The sequence below is a fragment of the Roseovarius sp. YIN77 genome (genome assembly GCF_057219155.1).
Genome location: NZ_JBXVVI010000024.1, coordinates 19,153 through 35,085, shown reverse-complemented (window position 1 = coordinate 35,085; position 15,933 = coordinate 19,153). Strand labels below are relative to the sequence as shown.

Genomic DNA, 15,933 nt, shown 5'->3' with positions numbered 1-15,933 from the left:
GAACTCGTAAAACAGCGCTGCCTGTGCTTCCTGCCTCGGTCCCATCATCGCCAATCCTCCTGATCAATAAGAGAATTGAATCAGCGATCAACCCATCAATCAAGCAGGAGTTTTTCAACAAAATAAGCCCGAAGCGGTCATACGGAGGTGGGCAACTTTACGCCTAATACTTCGAGTTTACTAAACAACGAAGCGCCTCAAAATTGCCTCGCGCTCCTCGTGGTTTTCATCCGACAGTATATCGATGAAGCCATCTTCGTATCGTTCGCGTGGGTGGTCATCCCTCACATCGAACCACGGGATTTTGCTCTCTATGCCATAATGGCACTCCGGTGGTAGGCTTTCGGGGTGGTCAAGGCTCGCAATAGTTATGATGGACCAGTTCGACCATTCTTTTATGAGCGGCTGATATAGTAAATATGTACCGCAGTCGCCGCAGAAGCCACGCTCCACAATGGGTGATGACCTGTAGAATTTTGGCTTACCGTATTTAAACTGAAGTGTGTCTCGTGACAGAAATGCGCCTGCAATAACTGGCGCACCGCTTGCCTTCTGACATGTTCGGCAATGGCAGTAATGCGCATCGAAGAGCGGTTCGCTCACCTCATAGCGCACCCGGCCACACAAACACCCGCCGGTGATTGGGTCAGAATCTTTCATCGTGGATTCCTCCTGAGCGGCAATGTACCAAGTTTACGCCAAGTGTGGTCACTCCAGCCCCTCCCAGAAGTGGCTTCGATATTCCGCCTCGGTTATCGTATCTCCTGATTTCCTAGCCGCCTCACGGTCTGGCGTGGGTAGTTTATCTTGCAGATAGTCCACCCGTTTCCACTCGGGCACAGGGGGCTCAGCACCCTGCTTCGGAACGAACTTTGAAGCCTCGATGCGTTGGTACCTGTGAATGTAGCGCGGACAATTGGTAAAGATGGTCTGCAGCTTCACACGAACAACCAGAAGCGCCTTGGGATAGTCACTGGTCATGTCATCGTCTTTCGATATGCTGGCTGTGACGTGCAGGCGCAAACGGCGAGGATGTTCAAAGTCAATGAACAGCATTCCAACCTTCCCCACATCAGCGATGTTCCCCATGGAATAGAACATGCCATTTCCGTCATAGATGGGAAAACACAGCGTCTGTTCATCAAGTATCTTCACGAAACCCGGAAACCCGCCTTTATAAGATACCGTCGGATAGCCGCTGTGATCGACAGTGGACAAAAAGAAGAAATCGCTTGTCGATACGAATTTCTGATCCATTGGCGCCAATTCTGATCGCATAACGTTATCTTGCAGTGTATCTGCCAGCCTACGGGTATCAAAAGCGTCCTGAAGCCGGCGGTGTGACGCAGAATAAAATTCAGCCATGACCACTACTCCTTATCTGGAGAATGAATAGTAGCACGCTTTCCAAAACCCGTCCCAAGAGTAGGGGTGTAGGTGAGCTTTGTCTGCATACCTCCAGTCCGCCGACCAATCGATTTTGCGACCGCAGCGAAAGGCAGGTTCGACGGGCTACAACGCGGCGGAGATTGCCCTGACCGAATGGCCGGATAGGGCCGTTTACGTTGATCGAAGCTGCTCTGGCAAATGGCAACTAAGCCCGCTCAGCGGTTATTGGCCTCTCGTGCAACGGACTCCTTTCTTTAGCCCGCTAACGCGGGTCACTATGCGTTTGATCGCGCGGCAGGTAAGTATCGATAGAGGGTGGCCTCGGAACATCCTATCCGTTCGGCAACTTTCTTCACCGTAATCTCTGGGTCCCTTAATAATGCTTTGGCTGCCGTAATATCCTCGTCAGATACTGATCTAGGTCGTCCTCCTATGCGCCCGCGTGAGCGGGCAGCTTCCAGCCCTGCGCGTGTGCGTTCCTGAATGATAGACCGTTCAAACTCGGCAAGTCCCGCAAATATCGTGAAGACAAGTTTCCCACCGGGGCTGGTAGTGTCGATGGTTTCAGTTAGCGATTTAAATCCGACGCAGCGTCCTTCTAGATCCTCAACCGTTTCGATTAGCTGCTTTAGGGATCTTGCAGCTCTGTCAAGTTTCCAAACTACAATAGTGTCCCCCTCTCTCGCATAACCGAGGGCAGCTTTGAACTCAGGGCGATCTCGCTTCGCTCCACTAGCCCTTTCCGTGAAGATCTTCTCACACCCCGCAGTTCGCAGGGCATCAACCTGCATCTTTGGGTCTTGGTCTTGGGTTGACACGCGCGCGTAACCAATCAACATATCAGCACCTCTCAAAACTCATCTCAGAGTTAGTTATTGAGAGTTTATATTACAAGAGACAGTATTGAGAGAAAATTTCGACACTTTACGTGGAATAAGTTTGATCACATCCGATACCCTCAAAAACGATCGTTTTTCAAGGTGACCCGAGGAGTCGGAATTACCCACAAACCATCAAACCGTGACTGTGGATACCTTGGCTCGAAGCCGTTTCAATGTGCGAAAGCTATAGCAGGGTCGATGGATCTCCAATTCGGCTTGCTGCGCTTCGTCTAATATTCTGACTGAAAGCAAATCATGCCTATAAAATTAAAAAAGGGGGACCGTGTTTGTACTCGCGTATAATGAACAGTTCGGGGAAGGCCAGTGGGTACAAAACGCGCTTGAAACAGATAGCGAAGTAACCATCAGCCGAGTGTTCACTTTCGAATATCGCGAACAAATAAATGCCGATAGACCCATCGATCAGATGGAAGAATTGAGGTCATACGAGTTCGTTTTAGGAACACTGACCGACGATGAGTATTTTGAGATCGCACCCCGAATTCTCAGATCCGCTTCAAAGGTCTTTTTGCCTGCAGAAGGATTATGCATTGAGCGAAGTGTGCTATCACCGAACATTGGTTGTTTAAAGTCTCTTGAGTGTCGCCAATTGCCAAAAGCGAACGGTCACCACTCCACGTTTTTCGTTTCCGCAGCGCGGCGCAAAAGGACATCAATTCGAAGTTAAGTCTCCCCGCCGGACGGAAAAAATCTGCACAAAAGAAATCTGTGACTATTGCATTTGGCTTAACGGAACAAAAGTTTCTCTCGCCAGCATGCGTCAACATTATTTCGGCGATACAACGGAGATAGCGTTCAGCCGCAATATGCTTGTTGAATGGTGTCACCGTCAGTGGCAATGTTTAATCGGTTTTCCAGAAAATCCATGGTGACCATGGTGTCGGGGCCGATAATTCGGGCACCAGCCGGGAGTTCAACATTATCGAGCAATGAAACTGGTTCGCCTATCAAGGCTTGCGCAGTTTCCGCGCCGCAGATGTCTGCGTCGCTTGGCATAATCTTTGTCATGTGATCAGATTGATCATCCTCTGCGCAGCCAACCAGAATTATCGCCGCGATTATGAGTAGATGTTTGTCCATCGTGTTTCCAACTTCCAACTGGTTCTGGCTATGCGCCAACAAAAACCACAATAAGAGGCGCGTTATCACATCATGATGGTTTTTCATCGCCAATGTCAAATTAAGTGTTTGGTGAGGGAATTGAGCTGGTAATTTCCCTATTGCCAGAAACCGTCTTCGATGAAATGCAGGGGCTCGACTATCTTTGCTTTTGGGACAGAAGTGGATGTTGTAAAGCCGCTGTCGAGCGGATCAGCCTACAGAGCACTGTGGAGTAGGCGTTGAACTGGCTTACACGGTATCCGTCCATGTATCGCTCAATACGTAAATACCCACTGCGATCATTGCAAACGGAGCGAGATAATTTAACCTAGAAACAATTCCATCTGCTCTGCTGCTCTTCATGAGCACAAGATATGACGAGATTAAAATCGCAACGGACACTAAAGCCCCCAGATAGACAAGCCCTTTCCAACTCGCATCGCTGTCGCCCAGAATGGCTGACATCACAGCGATCGTATCAAGGCTGAGCCCCAGAAACAAAAATACGATGGCCGCATGTGATGCAGAACGTACTTTAGCCGAGCAATCCTGATCGGCACCAGAAGACCACAATGCATATGCGCCTAGAGTTATCGGTAACAAACCGATGTAACCAACATATGGCCCAAGCAAACCGGTTGCTGCCAATCCCAACGCACCGGAAATCGAGATACTAATGACTTGGGCAATCAGATAAGCGTTCACACAAGTGATTGCGCCAACTGATTGAGCCAGAAGAAGCATGATTGTAAAATTGTCTAGGTTGGTCATCGCATGAGCGAAGGCAACCGACAAAACAAATGATATCTCAGCCACAAGATATCTCAGCCACAATAGGCCCGTGTAATTTCGCCACCACCGATTTCAAAGTTCAGCCGGTCCGCTCTGAAATCTCTGGTTACGGCAGTGTCGGGTCCGATAATGCGAGTTCCATTGGGTAATTTGATATGATCCAAAATTTCAGGTTTTTCCCCGATCAGAGCTTGAGCTACCTCCGCACCACATGGATCTGACGCATTTGGCACAATTTCACCCATACCGCTCATCGTCGCATTTTCTTCACAGCCCAACAAAAGTAGTGAGAGCGCCAAAATTTGATACTTTTTCATTTTCCCTCTTTCACAGGACATTATGAGGATCCTTTATTAGGTATCGTATGAGAACATATACAATCTGTCGTGACAACGCATAACACCATACCCGTTGGGGTATTGTATCAAACCAATTACTTGAGAGTGTTTTATCCAAGTCATCTCGCCTCAGAGCCATATTTTAAACAACGAGAAAAATTTTGAAGCCCGATGTGGTCGAGCATTTTCATTGACTCGCCCCTTCCTCGATGAAACAGTTGAATCCGAAGGTCTTCTAGCAACCTTAGTGCTTGGGCGCAGAGGCTACATACTTCGAATAATTTATGTAGGGGGTTTAAAATGTCGAACGCTAGGAACAAGATTAACTACGGTTTTCTTCCGGTTGCGGCTGCTATTTCTTTTGCGAGTGTTACGCATGCGCACGAAGAACCTGACGAAACACTGGGTATGGCTCACGAGCAAACAGTAATCCGTGGAGCACAGATTTTTGACGGCTGTAGCCCCGATCTTGTTTCTGCAGACGTTCTCGTGACTGGAAATCTCATTTCCAAAATCGATCCCAATCTGGATGCTCCTTCCGGCGCATTGATTGTTGATGCAGATGGCCATGTGCTCATGCCCGGGCTAATCGATGCGCATTGGCATGGTGTTATTGCCACCGCAACCGTCGCACGTCTCATGGGTTCAAGTGAAGGATACTGGAACATTATCGCTGCGAAGGCGCAGGGCGATGTGCTTATGCGGGGGTTTACGACGATTCGTGACGCCGGTGGTCCGATGTTTGACGTTGCGCGGGCGACAGATGAGGGCCTGATTATTGGGCCGCGAGTGTTTCCTTCAGGACCACAGATCACGCAAACTGCCGGGCATGGCGACTTCAGGTCGACCCTCGATGTGCCCGCAACAACCGATCACCTCCATGCGTTTGAGTCGGCTGGAATGTTCTATGTTGCCGACGGAGTTCCTGAAGTTCTGAAGCGCGTGCGCGAGGTTCTCATGCAGGGTGCAACACAGGTCAAAGTCCATGGTGGCGGTGGTGTCACCTCGTCATACGACCCGCTTCACACTGTCCAGTATACGCTCGAAGAATTGCAGGCCGCAGTCACTGCCGCCGAAAATTGGGGCACATATGTGCTGACACACACGATTTCGGACGAGTCGGTTAATCACGCAATGGATGCGGGGGTTAAGAGCATTGAGCATGGCCACCTAGTCACGCGCGACACGCTCCAGCGCATGGTGGACGAGGATGTCTGGCTGAGCATTCAACCATTTCTCGACGATGAGGACGCGCCGGCCTTGGCAACCCCTGATAGCATTGAAAAATATCGTCGTGTTACCGATGGTACGGATTTCGTGTATCAGAATGCCCGGGAACTCGGTGTAAAAATCGCTTTCGGAACGGACGCTTTATTCGACGAAAACCTAGCCGCCCGACAAGGCGCACAGCTTGCCAAGCTCGATAAATGGTTTACCCCATTTGAAGCTCTAAAAATGGCAACATGCGACAACGCAGAACTGCTTAAGATGTCTGGAGAACTTAATCCATATCCTGAAGGATCATTGGGTGTCATCGAAGTTGGCGCATATGCCGATCTCATTCTCGTTGATGGCAATCCGCTTGAAAATCTCGATCTGGTTGGAGACCCCGCAGCGAATTTTGACCTGATCATGAAGGATGGAGTGATTTACAAATACTCCATGGACTAAGGCTTCAGTGAAAGTAGGGCTGTAGACCTGACTTAACTCAATGCGAGCGGGGCGCTGACTTAGCGCCCCGCAGTGATCAATTACCCCTGTTCAAGAAAGCAAGTCTATTCGTGGAAATCGACACTCTGGGATTTCTGTCATTTGTCCCATAGCCATTGGTTTTATGAAGCCCGCGCGTTCCGGTTATTCGATATTTTAGCAAAGTAGGCTCGGAGCAGCTATTAACCGTGCTCGTCCGAATGTCCGGAATGCCCAGTTCACGCATTTTACAATCAGCAACTAACCCACGGATATTCCACGAGCATCCTGCAGACCATTTTACAAAACAATTCAATGAAATCAGTGCAATCCTAGGGATTGCAAATCCGTGTACACCGGTTCGATTCCGGTACTCGCCTCCATTTAAAATCAATAAGTTACGAGATTTCCGCGTAGTGTTTGATTGTAAAATGGCACTCACATTACACTTCTGGCACCGTTTGAAATATTCTTATTCTCTTCAAATTTGCTTGAAACTGACGTTCGATCGCCCCCCCCCTTAAATTCCTGCTAAGTGGATCAAAACTGCCATTCTTATGCAGTGTGCCAATATCCGGAATCGGCTGTCATAAGAGCATTTGATCTTTCAGAACATTTGCTTCTCCCCTTCAATCCGACGGTCGCGCCCGACAACCACCATTCCGGAAACCGGATTGCGCTAGGTCAGGCGTTTGCTTTGTTCGAGGTGCAGGGTACAGCGCATACGTTCCGGCTGACCTTAAAGGCATCCTCCATGCACTCCGTCGCCACAGAGTTAATGGCTTCAGCATTCGCCCAATCAAAAGGGGAGGGTGAGTTTAGATTTCTCTCCGTGCCTTAAAGCAGGTCGGCAAGCATATTGGCCGCTCGCATGGCCCCATCTGCTGCCACAGGATGGGGAACACGTGGTGCCTTTATTTCTTCTACCATTGCGATGGCAATGCGCTCAGGATCGCTCTCCGAATAAATCATCTTTCGTCCAGCATTGTAGCGCTCCAATCGGCTGGCCACATGAAAATTCTGCTCAAAGTGATTACGCAGCGGGAAATACAAAAACGGTGTACAAGCGGCGGCCAGCTCCATGCAGGTCGTCAGACCGCCCTGTACAAGAGCAAGATCACAGGCTGCCAAATGTCGGTCAAGATTCGGTACAAATCTGTGTGTTTCAACCCCGTTTGGCACTTCAAAAGCCGCCGGATCTAGTCGCGGCCCCATCACCACGATCATTCGCAGCTCTGGGATTTTTACCTTGGCAATCGGATATGCCGACAGAATACGCCGGATCAAAGTGGCGCCGACCCCGGAACCTCCAACCGCGACGATGCATGTCAGACGTCCGTCATCATAGCCAAACTCAGCCCGCAAATCATCGCGACTGCCAAATTCGGACGGATGCTGACCGATGATATAGTCAGAAAATTCAAAGTGTTTTGGAATCCAATCGCGCATTTGCGGCAGGCCTGTGCCAAAGCCCATATCAACAATGTCTTTCGGCCCGCCGACAAAGATCGCGCGGTCACGAATATGTGGATGATCTTCGACATGTTCGATCATTTCAGCGTTGTAGTCGGTGGTCAGGAAAGCCTCGTGCGGCCCATTCTCTGCGAACGGCACCCATCCAACGAAATCCGTGAACCACGCAATCGGTGCCTTCTTCATATCTGGATGCTCATGCCAGTAATGATCGACGTCCCAAGCCTCGTCCGCGATCACCAAATCATAATCCTGTTCTTCCAGAACCTCTTGGAACACCATGAAGTTTTTGATCAGAATCTCATCCATCGAGCGGATCGCCTGAAAGGCATTCAGATCATGTTCGCCGCATTCATCCTCGATATGCTCAGATTCATTGGCCAGCAACTTGCTGGCAGGGTGAATGATTTCCTGATTGGCGTTCAGAAACCGCGTCACTGGGTCTTGGGCCAACCAATCCACCTGCAAATCCAGATGCAGTCTGCGCAATTCCCGCGCCACCGCCAGATCGCGGCGTGCGTGCCCCAAACCTATGGGAGAGGATAGGTACAGGGCACGCTTCCCCCGTCCCCCGCGGAGTTTTCGACGTGGTTGGTGCGTCCCCAATTCACGTGCCAGAAAGTCACGTATCAACGTATTGACTTGGGCGGGGAACCGGCCTTGCGGCGCATGTCCGCCGCGCTTCAGGCGGGCCAATTCACCCCCGGTGACTTCGATCAAACGGTTGGATGTTTCGAAAGGCGCCATCCGATCATTTTCGCTATGTATGGCCAAAACCGGACAACTAATCTGACGATAAACCTCTTCGGATAAAACTAGATCATCTTCACTCGGCACATCCATCGTATCGACAAGCGTGTCGCCTGTCGTTTCACTCGCCCAGCGCATACCATCTTCGATCTGCTTGGTTGAATGCGGTTCGCAATGAATTTGCTTTGTTATGAAGTCCACGAATGCCGGGTAATCTTTCAACCAAAAATCACGGCTGTATTTGTTCCAGCCTTCATCATTTTCATATGTCTGATCGTAATGTTCATAAGTTTTGTACGGGAAAGTGTCATGAAGATTCAGACTAGTGCCAATGGATATCAATGCCGCAACCCGGTCGGGATGATAGGCTGCTGTGGCGCAGATGATCTTTGACCCCATCGACACGCCCACTAGAATCGCCTTTTCAGACCCTGTTGCATCCATCACCGCCAATACATCGCCAACATAATCGCTCAGCTTATACTGGCTCGCGCTGGCAGGTCGCTCTGATTTCCCGTTACCGCGGGGGTCCATAGTGATACAGCGGAAGTGATCGCTAAAGTACGGCACCTGCGCCTTCCATATTCGTGAATGCACCAAAGACCATGTCGGCACGAAGAAGATCGTGTGGCCTCCGCCCCCAAACACTTCATAGTGCAGTTTTACACCGTCTCGGTCGACAGTTCCGGTCGTATGAGGCAGTTTCGCGCGCATGTCTTACTCCACTGTATTTGAATTTTCGAAATGCTCGATAACCTCTCCAAAACGTCGCAATGAACCCTTGAACGGGATGTCTTCTGATTCATATCCAAGCAAGATCGCAGCCTCCGCCCCGATAAAGGCCGCACTAACCAAGGCGCTGATTTCCTCGGCCCGAAATGGGCCTAGGGTGCCAATCTCCTTTTCAAGATTTTTAGTAAGGCTCAATATTAAGGTACGCCAGTTGTTCAGCGCCTCTTTGATGGCGTATCCAATCGCCGGGTTGCTCCAACCCACTGCCATCAACTCCATCAGCACCCGAACGTAGCCAGAGGACAGATCCTGATCCAGATAGTCGCACGACAGCTTCCATTTCTGTGCAACGCTCAGATCGGGGTTATTGAAGGTTTTGGTCTGCCGATCGATCAACTGCACGTTCAGATACTCAAACAGGGCCAATATCATACCTTCTTTGGAGCCAAAGTGATATTGGATCTGGCTCATCTGCGTGTTTGCGACCTCCGCCACTCTTCGTGTAGACAAGCCAGAAAAACCCTCATCGATCAAAACGTCACGCGCGGCGTCCAGCAACTCTCGCTTGGTTTGCTCCACCCGTTCTGCTGTAACTCTTGCCATAAGGAATCTCCTTCCAATTTATTTAAATCGTTCGATTGAATAAATCAATTGGTAAATATGGAGTGCGTACTAGGAATTGTCAGGCATCGACGCTTAGTTGTCATAAACTCTAAGCGCAGCATCCGTAACATTGGACCCAATCCGTCCCTCTGCTGCATCTAAAACTAGTGCCCGCATCGCCCAACGCGTTTTACAATCAGCAACTAACCCACGGATATTCCACGGGCACCCTGCGGATCATTTTACAAAATAACTCAATGTTTTCAGTGGAATCCTTAGGATTGCAAATCCGTGTACACCGGTTCGATTCCGGTACTCGCCTCCAATAAAATCAATGAGTTACGTGATTTTTGCGTAGTGTTTGATTGTAAAATGGCACTCACATTACACTTCAGGCACTGTTTGAAATATTCTTATTCTCTTCAAAATTGCTTGAAACAGACGTTCGATAGTCCCCCCTTAAGTTCCTGCTAAATGGATTTTTTCTGACCTTTGCCGCTTCTAAGCGAATGACCGGTTCCTGCGCTTAGTCCCATAGGCCAAAACTCAAGGGTTCAGGAAATATGAACCCATTAGGACTGATCGCTCGGCGATGTAGCTCGAAATGCGGTCATTGACGGGCGTTGTCGTAATTCTCGCCCCAGGGGCGACGACCGCGTCATTTAACCAATCAATAGGATTTTTTAAAAATTCAATGCACAGAGGCACATTAAGTAGGGCGTTACCTTTTCATGAGCAAAAATCCTCATATTTTCAAATTTTGGCATGATGTTCTTGATATAAATGGCCGGACTTATGGACGTTAAACCGAGGATGCGTCAGGTGAACCACCCTTTCGTAGTAACCTGGTTAAGTAGACATGCAATTTTCATCGCTTCCGCGTTAAATCTTAGATGATGTCCAGAGGGTATATCGGGCGTGGAACAGAGAAATAACGTAATGCGCCATAGTTGACCGTGCATAAAGCACCGCTGTCACATACGATGATACGTCCCGCAATTGGGACAAATGCAGCACGAAAATGTTGCATGGATTTAAGAGCCACAACCCGGCAGTGTTGAGGGAGGATTCCGAATGTCTCGAACTGTCGCAGATCTAGTATCTGATGGGCGATACTTACGATCAGAATATCGATGCCTTCAACCCTCAGTACAGCGGTCGCGCCAAAACTGCGCTGTAGGCCGCCCAAGATCGGGCCGCTTCCGGTCACCAGACCATCGCCGATCCACATCAACTTACCGGTGACGTTGATGGGCTCACCACCGAATTCCGGCGCCATCCTGCCGCCCAATTTCAAGGTGACAGTCGCGCCAATAGTTCGCGTCTGAAGAAACGCGACCGCCTTTGGGTCGATCATCGGACCAAAGCAGGCTTCAGTGACACTCGCTTCCAGAAGCGCCGATAGCAGTGCGGTGGAATCTCCATACGCGCCAGAGCCGGGATTATCGGCGTAATCCGCAATTACCAACGGCCCGCTCCCGCCTTTCCATGTGCGTGCAACATCTGCCGCCTCAGCTACTGTCAGATAGGAATTCAGCTTCTCATCGCGCCGATCCCAAATATCATCGGCAATCTCTTCGGCGATCTCCTGTGAACCGGGTTGGTCCATTTCGGCTGTAACCAAAACGGTTGGGCCAACATCGGCAATATCAGCGCAGGGAAATGCCGCATTTATACTGACAGCATAGACGCCTTTACGAGCTTCAAACGCTCGGGCCATGGCATGCCGTTCGATCATCGGGCCGATATCTGTTCGGCCGCCATTTGCCTCTTCCAACATTGGCCGGTGCGCCCGTAGGGTTTGAGGAGCAATGTCGCCGTCGATCATGCGCTGCAACAATTCCGCCACTCTGAGGCCCGTGGCGCGGATGTCGACGTGCGGATAGGTGGTGAAAGACACAAGGATTTGCGCCTGGGCACACATTGACGCGCTGACATTGGCATGTGGATCAAGGGTGACAGCAATAGGTAGCTTCGGGCCGGTGAGGGCGCGCAGGCGGCGCAGAAGTTCCCCTTCGCCATCGTCATGCGATGAGGTAACCATGGCGCCGTGCAGGATCAACAGAATGCCATCCCAATCACCGGTCTCTATCGCCTCAAGAATGGGGGCGCAGAGTTTGTCAAAAGCGCGGTCCGTAACCCGCCCTCCGGGCCCGGCGGAGGCGCTGATCACATGGGTGTGGTCCCATCCATTTCTGCTCCCGACTTCCAGAATACCGGCGAGTTCTGTGTTCTTTTCTCCGCGCGACGCAATTGCGGCAGGACCATCAAGAAGATAACGATCCTGGAAGTTGGAAATATCGGTAGGGTGGAGATTGAAAGTATTGGTTTCGTGCGAGATCTCTGCAGTCAGGATACGGGCAGCCAAGGGCGTGCTCCTTTAAAGCGGATGATGGCAGGCGACCGGATGGCCATCCCGCGCAGATAGTCTGGGTGTCTCTGTGCGGCACAGGTCAGTGGCCTTCGGACAACGATCTGCAAAAGCGCAACCAGTCGGCAGATTGAACGGGCTGGGGACTTCGCCTTCGAGAGGTGCAATGACACGGCGAAGTTTTGGGTCGGGCGCGAAGGTGCTGTCCATCAGCGTCGCGGTATAGGGGTGGCGCGCAGGCAGGTCCGTGTCCGGCAGTGCCTCGACCACGCGACCCAAATACATAACCAGTATTTCGTCGCAGAAGTAGCGCACAAGGCTCAGATCATGGCTGATAAACAGATAGGTCAGCCCCAGATCGTCACGAAGCTGTTCCAGCAGGCTGATGATCTGCGCTTGAACAGAGACATCTAATGATGCGGTCGGCTCATCAAGTACGAGCAGGGACGGGCGCAGGGCGAGTGCACGGGCAATACCGACACGTTGTTTCTGTCCGCCGGAAATCTGGTGCGGGAAGCTGCCGGCAAGACCGGGGTCCAGGCCGACCATCGTCAGAAGCGCTGCGATCTCCTCAACTGCGGTGCCTTGAGGTTTGCGCCCCTGCACCTCAAATGGTTCCATCACCGCACGGGCAATGGTGTAGCGTGGATCAATCGCTGAATAAGGGTCTTGAAACACCATCTGCATGTCAGCGCGCAGTTCGCGCATCTGTACCGGCGTTTTGGTGCGCAGATCGTCGCCATCAAACTTCAGGCTGCCTGTGCTGGGTTCAATCAATCGCAGGATCAATCTCGCCAACGTAGACTTGCCGCAGCCAGACTCTCCGACAACGCCAATGACCCGACCCGCAGGCAGATCGAACGAGACGTCATTGACAGCATGCATCGCACGCGACTTACGGAAGGGGCCGCCAGGACTGGTGAACTGTTTGCAAAGGTTGCGCACTTCAAGCTTGTTGGTCATGGGGGTGCTCCGGCGAAATGACAGGCAGCAGCACTTTGCCCATGTTGCACGAATGCAGGTCGATCCGTTGAGCAGACATCATGCGCCCGTGCGCAGCGCGGATGAAATGGGCAGCCCTTGGGGTAGTTCAAAACGTTGGGTACAGTTCCGGGTATGCCGGTCAGATGTTCGTCATCGCTAAGTCCTTTCGGGATACAACCAATAAGGGCTTGCGTATAAGGATGCTGAGGCGCGTCAAAGATGGCCTCGACCAGCCCGTGTTCAATCGCGCGCCCGGCATACATCACCACCACCTTGTCGCAGGTCTGGGCGACAACGCTCATGTCGTGAGTGATCAAGATGAGCGCCAGATCGCGTTCCTTCACCAGATCGTCAAGCAAGCGAATGATCTGGGCTTGCACCGTCACATCAAGGGCGGTTGTGGGCTCGTCCGCAACCAGTACATCCGGATCAGCGGCAAGCGCCATGGCAATCACGATGCGTTGTTTCATTCCGCCCGACATCTGATGCGGATAGCGGTCACAGATCAGTTGGGGGTCGGGGATGCGTAATGTGCCAAGGATATCGATCGTGCGTGCGCGGGCCTCAGATCCTGTCATGCCCAGATGCAGCACCGCCACGTCATCCACCTGCGTGCCGATCTTTCGCAATGGATCCAGCGATGTCATCGGATTCTGGGTGATCAGCCCCAGCCGTGCGCCTCGCAGCTTGCGGTAGTCGGTTTCGGCCAACGTGGTTAGTTCCTGCCCGTCAAAGACAATCGATCCTGCGGTGATCCGCCCGCTCGCCAAGGGCAGAAGACCCATGATACTCATCGCTGTCAGGGATTTTCCCGATCCACTCTCGCCGACAATGCCCAGTGTTTCGCCCTTGGCCAGTGAAAAACTGACGCCTGAGAGCGGAACCACGTGGCCAAATGCAACCTCAAGATCGCGCACTTCCAACATGCTCATGCCCCCCTGATCCGGTCACGGATATCGAGCGCGCGGATCAGCTCATCGCCAAAAAGGTTCACGGCAATCACCGTCACGGCAACGACGACGCCAGGAAAAATGATGACCCAGGGGCTCAGGAAAAGTTGCGCCGTGCCCGACGACATCATCGCCCCCCAACTGGGGGTGGGTGGCTGCGCACCCAGACCGAAAAAGCCCAAAGTCGCCTCAAGCACGATACCGTCACCAATGGCAAGCATGCCCACCACGATCACTGGCGCAATCGCGTTGGGTAACAGGTGTTTCAGCAGAATATGACTTGGTTTGGCGCCAAGGTTGATCGTGGCCTCGATAAAGGTCTCTCGTTTTAGTCGCACGATCTGGGCGCGGGTCAATCGGGTAAACTGCGCCAGATAGGCGATGGCAATGGCAAAGGTGGTTGAGGTCAAGCCAGGGCCGATAATCGCCACGAAAATCAGCGCAATCAGGATGTCGGGGAAGGACCACGTCAGATCGACCACGGTCATCACCGCGCGCTCAAAGAAGCCACCAAAATAGCCTGCTGCGGCGCCCAGCGTCATACCGACAGTGATGGATATTGCAATCGCCGTGGCGCTGACGGAAAGCGAGGTGCGCGCGCCGTAAATGACTCTCGAAAGTACGTCTCGGCCAAATTGATCTGTGCCCAGAAGATGCGGCCAGCCCGGTGGGGCGTTGCCGTTTGTAAGATCTTGTGCTGCGTAATCAAACGGCGTGATCCAGGGCGCAAAGATCGCCGTCAGGACGAGCAAAACCAGAAACCCGCCTGCAATTCTGCCCAGCCAGGAGCCAAAGGCACGACCGACTGCGGTCTCGCCAAATCCAGCTATAGCTCGGGCGGCAATACCTGTCATAGAACTCATTTCTTCGCCTCTCTGATACGCGGGTCCATTGCGGCCTGTGCCACATCACCAATCAACGTGCCGAGCATCACCGCTAGCGCCAGCATCAGCAGGCAACCTTGAACAACCGGATAGTCGCGTTGCCCCAAGGCCCGGATCAACAGGGAACCAAGACCCGGGCGGCCAAAAACAATTTCGACAGTCACGGCCCCGCCCAAAATCCAGCCGATCCGTAGCGCCAGAATGGTGACCACCGGTAACATGGCGTGTGGCATCAGGTGGCGGGTCAGGATCGTGCGTGATGGAAGTCCTTTGGCATGTAGCAATGTCACAAAATCCTCTCGCCGCACGTCCATCAGGGCAACACGGGTTACCCTTGCGACCAGTGCGACACCGCCAAAGCCGATGGTCAGTACTGGCAGCACCAGACTGTTCCATCCCCTTGCGCCCGAAACAGGAAACCACTGCAGTTGCACAGAGAAGAAAAGGATCATCAAAAGTGCCAACCAAAACCCGGGAACGGTCGAGCCGAGCAAGATAAACCCGCGCACGAACTGTTCCACGATGGTTGAACGCGTTGTGGCTGATATGGTTCCAAGTGTGATGCCAACGATGCTGGAGAAGACAAAGGCCAGCCCGCCGAGTGTCAAAGAGTATGGCAGGTTTTGCGCGATCAGGTCGGCCACGGGGCGTCGCAACACGATAGCCTCGCCAAAGTCACCCTGTAACATCGCACCGATCCAGTGAAAATATTGGGCGACCAAGGGCTGATCCAACCCGTATTTGGTGACGAGCGCGGCCCTGTCATCCGGTGACGATCCCACCCGAATAAGGTTGTCAATGGGATCGCCGGGCAGCAGGTGCACAATCATGAAGATCACGACTGAAATCGAGATCGACACGGGGATCAGCATCAGCGCCCGAAAGAAGATGTATCGCAGGAGCATTAAGAGCACCCTTTCGGGAGTATGTACCACCCACCCCACAGACCGGGATGGGTGTAATCAACTTGTTGAC

The 15,933-nt window shown here is 52.0% G+C and carries 14 protein-coding genes; 1 reads left to right on the top strand and 13 read right to left on the bottom strand.

Annotation, left to right across the window (positions count from 1 at the left end):
• Window positions 1–180: 180 nt before the first annotated feature.
• The 6 genes from AC2D8P_RS15260 to AC2D8P_RS15235 form a co-directional block, all read right to left on the bottom strand.
• On the bottom strand, window positions 181–660 hold the full coding sequence (locus AC2D8P_RS15260; protein WP_484703664.1) for a GFA family protein: 480 nt from the start codon (window positions 658–660) through the stop codon (window positions 181–183).
• Window positions 661–708: 48 nt separating this feature from the next.
• Window positions 709–1,365 (bottom strand): pyridoxamine 5'-phosphate oxidase family protein, encoded by a 657-nt coding sequence (locus AC2D8P_RS15255; protein ID WP_484703663.1) that lies wholly within the window; start codon window positions 1,363–1,365, stop codon window positions 709–711.
• Between the two features lie 299 nt (window positions 1,366–1,664).
• Window positions 1,665–2,228, bottom strand: coding sequence for a recombinase family protein (locus AC2D8P_RS15250; protein ID WP_484703662.1), 564 nt, complete (start codon window positions 2,226–2,228; stop codon window positions 1,665–1,667).
• Window positions 2,229–3,086: 858 nt separating this feature from the next.
• Window positions 3,087–3,458: an I78 family peptidase inhibitor gene (locus AC2D8P_RS15245; protein WP_484703661.1), complete on the bottom strand. Its 372-nt coding sequence runs from the start codon at window positions 3,456–3,458 to the stop codon at window positions 3,087–3,089.
• A gap of 183 nt (window positions 3,459–3,641) precedes the next feature.
• Window positions 3,642–4,208 (bottom strand): hypothetical protein, encoded by a 567-nt coding sequence (locus tag AC2D8P_RS15240; RefSeq protein WP_484703660.1) that lies wholly within the window; start codon window positions 4,206–4,208, stop codon window positions 3,642–3,644.
• Between the two features lie 8 nt (window positions 4,209–4,216).
• Window positions 4,217–4,501 (bottom strand): I78 family peptidase inhibitor, encoded by a 285-nt coding sequence (locus AC2D8P_RS15235; protein ID WP_484703659.1) that lies wholly within the window; start codon window positions 4,499–4,501, stop codon window positions 4,217–4,219.
• 321 nt (window positions 4,502–4,822) lie between these two features.
• Between AC2D8P_RS15235 and AC2D8P_RS15230 the strand changes: the two genes are divergently transcribed.
• Window positions 4,823–6,193 (top strand): metal-dependent hydrolase family protein, encoded by a 1,371-nt coding sequence (locus AC2D8P_RS15230; RefSeq protein WP_484703658.1) that lies wholly within the window; start codon window positions 4,823–4,825, stop codon window positions 6,191–6,193.
• Between the two features lie 855 nt (window positions 6,194–7,048).
• Here the strand turns inward: AC2D8P_RS15230 and AC2D8P_RS15225 are convergent.
• The 7 genes from AC2D8P_RS15225 to AC2D8P_RS15195 form a co-directional block, all read right to left on the bottom strand.
• Window positions 7,049–9,148: an alpha/beta fold hydrolase gene (locus AC2D8P_RS15225; protein WP_484703657.1), complete on the bottom strand. Its 2,100-nt coding sequence runs from the start codon at window positions 9,146–9,148 to the stop codon at window positions 7,049–7,051.
• A 3-nt stretch (window positions 9,149–9,151) separates the two neighbouring features.
• Entirely contained in the window at window positions 9,152–9,769 is a 618-nt protein-coding gene (locus AC2D8P_RS15220) for a TetR/AcrR family transcriptional regulator (protein ID WP_484703656.1), read from the bottom strand.
• A gap of 889 nt (window positions 9,770–10,658) precedes the next feature.
• Window positions 10,659–12,137: a M81 family metallopeptidase gene (locus tag AC2D8P_RS15215; RefSeq protein ID WP_484703655.1), complete on the bottom strand. Its 1,479-nt coding sequence runs from the start codon at window positions 12,135–12,137 to the stop codon at window positions 10,659–10,661.
• Window positions 12,138–12,149: 12 nt separating this feature from the next.
• Window positions 12,150–13,103, bottom strand: a complete 954-nt coding sequence (locus AC2D8P_RS15210) for an ABC transporter ATP-binding protein (protein WP_484703654.1) — start codon at window positions 13,101–13,103, stop codon at window positions 12,150–12,152.
• The gene (locus AC2D8P_RS15205; RefSeq protein ID WP_484703653.1) at window positions 13,100–14,056 is read right to left on the bottom strand and encodes an ABC transporter ATP-binding protein; all 957 of its coding nucleotides are present in this window, start codon (window positions 14,054–14,056) and stop codon (window positions 13,100–13,102) included. The genes AC2D8P_RS15210 and AC2D8P_RS15205 overlap by 4 nt, the downstream gene beginning before the upstream one ends.
• Window positions 14,053–14,937 (bottom strand): ABC transporter permease, encoded by an 885-nt coding sequence (locus AC2D8P_RS15200; RefSeq protein WP_484703652.1) that lies wholly within the window; start codon window positions 14,935–14,937, stop codon window positions 14,053–14,055. The genes AC2D8P_RS15205 and AC2D8P_RS15200 overlap by 4 nt, the downstream gene beginning before the upstream one ends.
• Complete coding sequence (locus AC2D8P_RS15195; RefSeq protein WP_484703651.1) at window positions 14,934–15,863, bottom strand: ABC transporter permease; 930 nt, start codon at window positions 15,861–15,863, stop codon at window positions 14,934–14,936. Before AC2D8P_RS15195 ends, AC2D8P_RS15200 begins: the two co-directional genes overlap by 4 nt.
• Window positions 15,864–15,933: the final 70 nt, after the last annotated feature.

Coding starts and splice junctions, on each gene's coding strand:
- AC2D8P_RS15235 (WP_484703659.1), bottom strand. CDS start 4,501: ATGAAAAAGTATCAAATTTTGGCGCTCTCACTACTTTTGTTGGGCTGT.
- AC2D8P_RS15250 (WP_484703662.1), bottom strand. CDS start 2,228: ATGTTGATTGGTTACGCGCGCGTGTCAACCCAAGACCAAGACCCAAAG.
- AC2D8P_RS15255 (WP_484703663.1), bottom strand. CDS start 1,365: ATGGCTGAATTTTATTCTGCGTCACACCGCCGGCTTCAGGACGCTTTT.
- AC2D8P_RS15225 (WP_484703657.1), bottom strand. CDS start 9,148: ATGCGCGCGAAACTGCCTCATACGACCGGAACTGTCGACCGAGACGGT.
- AC2D8P_RS15200 (WP_484703652.1), bottom strand. CDS start 14,937: ATGAGTTCTATGACAGGTATTGCCGCCCGAGCTATAGCTGGATTTGGC.
- AC2D8P_RS15245 (WP_484703661.1), bottom strand. CDS start 3,458: ATGAAAAACCATCATGATGTGATAACGCGCCTCTTATTGTGGTTTTTG.
- AC2D8P_RS15260 (WP_484703664.1), bottom strand. CDS start 660: ATGAAAGATTCTGACCCAATCACCGGCGGGTGTTTGTGTGGCCGGGTG.
- AC2D8P_RS15205 (WP_484703653.1), bottom strand. CDS start 14,056: ATGAGCATGTTGGAAGTGCGCGATCTTGAGGTTGCATTTGGCCACGTG.
- AC2D8P_RS15195 (WP_484703651.1), bottom strand. CDS start 15,863: ATGCTCCTGCGATACATCTTCTTTCGGGCGCTGATGCTGATCCCCGTG.
- AC2D8P_RS15210 (WP_484703654.1), bottom strand. CDS start 13,103: ATGACCAACAAGCTTGAAGTGCGCAACCTTTGCAAACAGTTCACCAGT.
- AC2D8P_RS15220 (WP_484703656.1), bottom strand. CDS start 9,769: ATGGCAAGAGTTACAGCAGAACGGGTGGAGCAAACCAAGCGAGAGTTG.
- AC2D8P_RS15230 (WP_484703658.1), top strand. CDS start 4,823: ATGTCGAACGCTAGGAACAAGATTAACTACGGTTTTCTTCCGGTTGCG.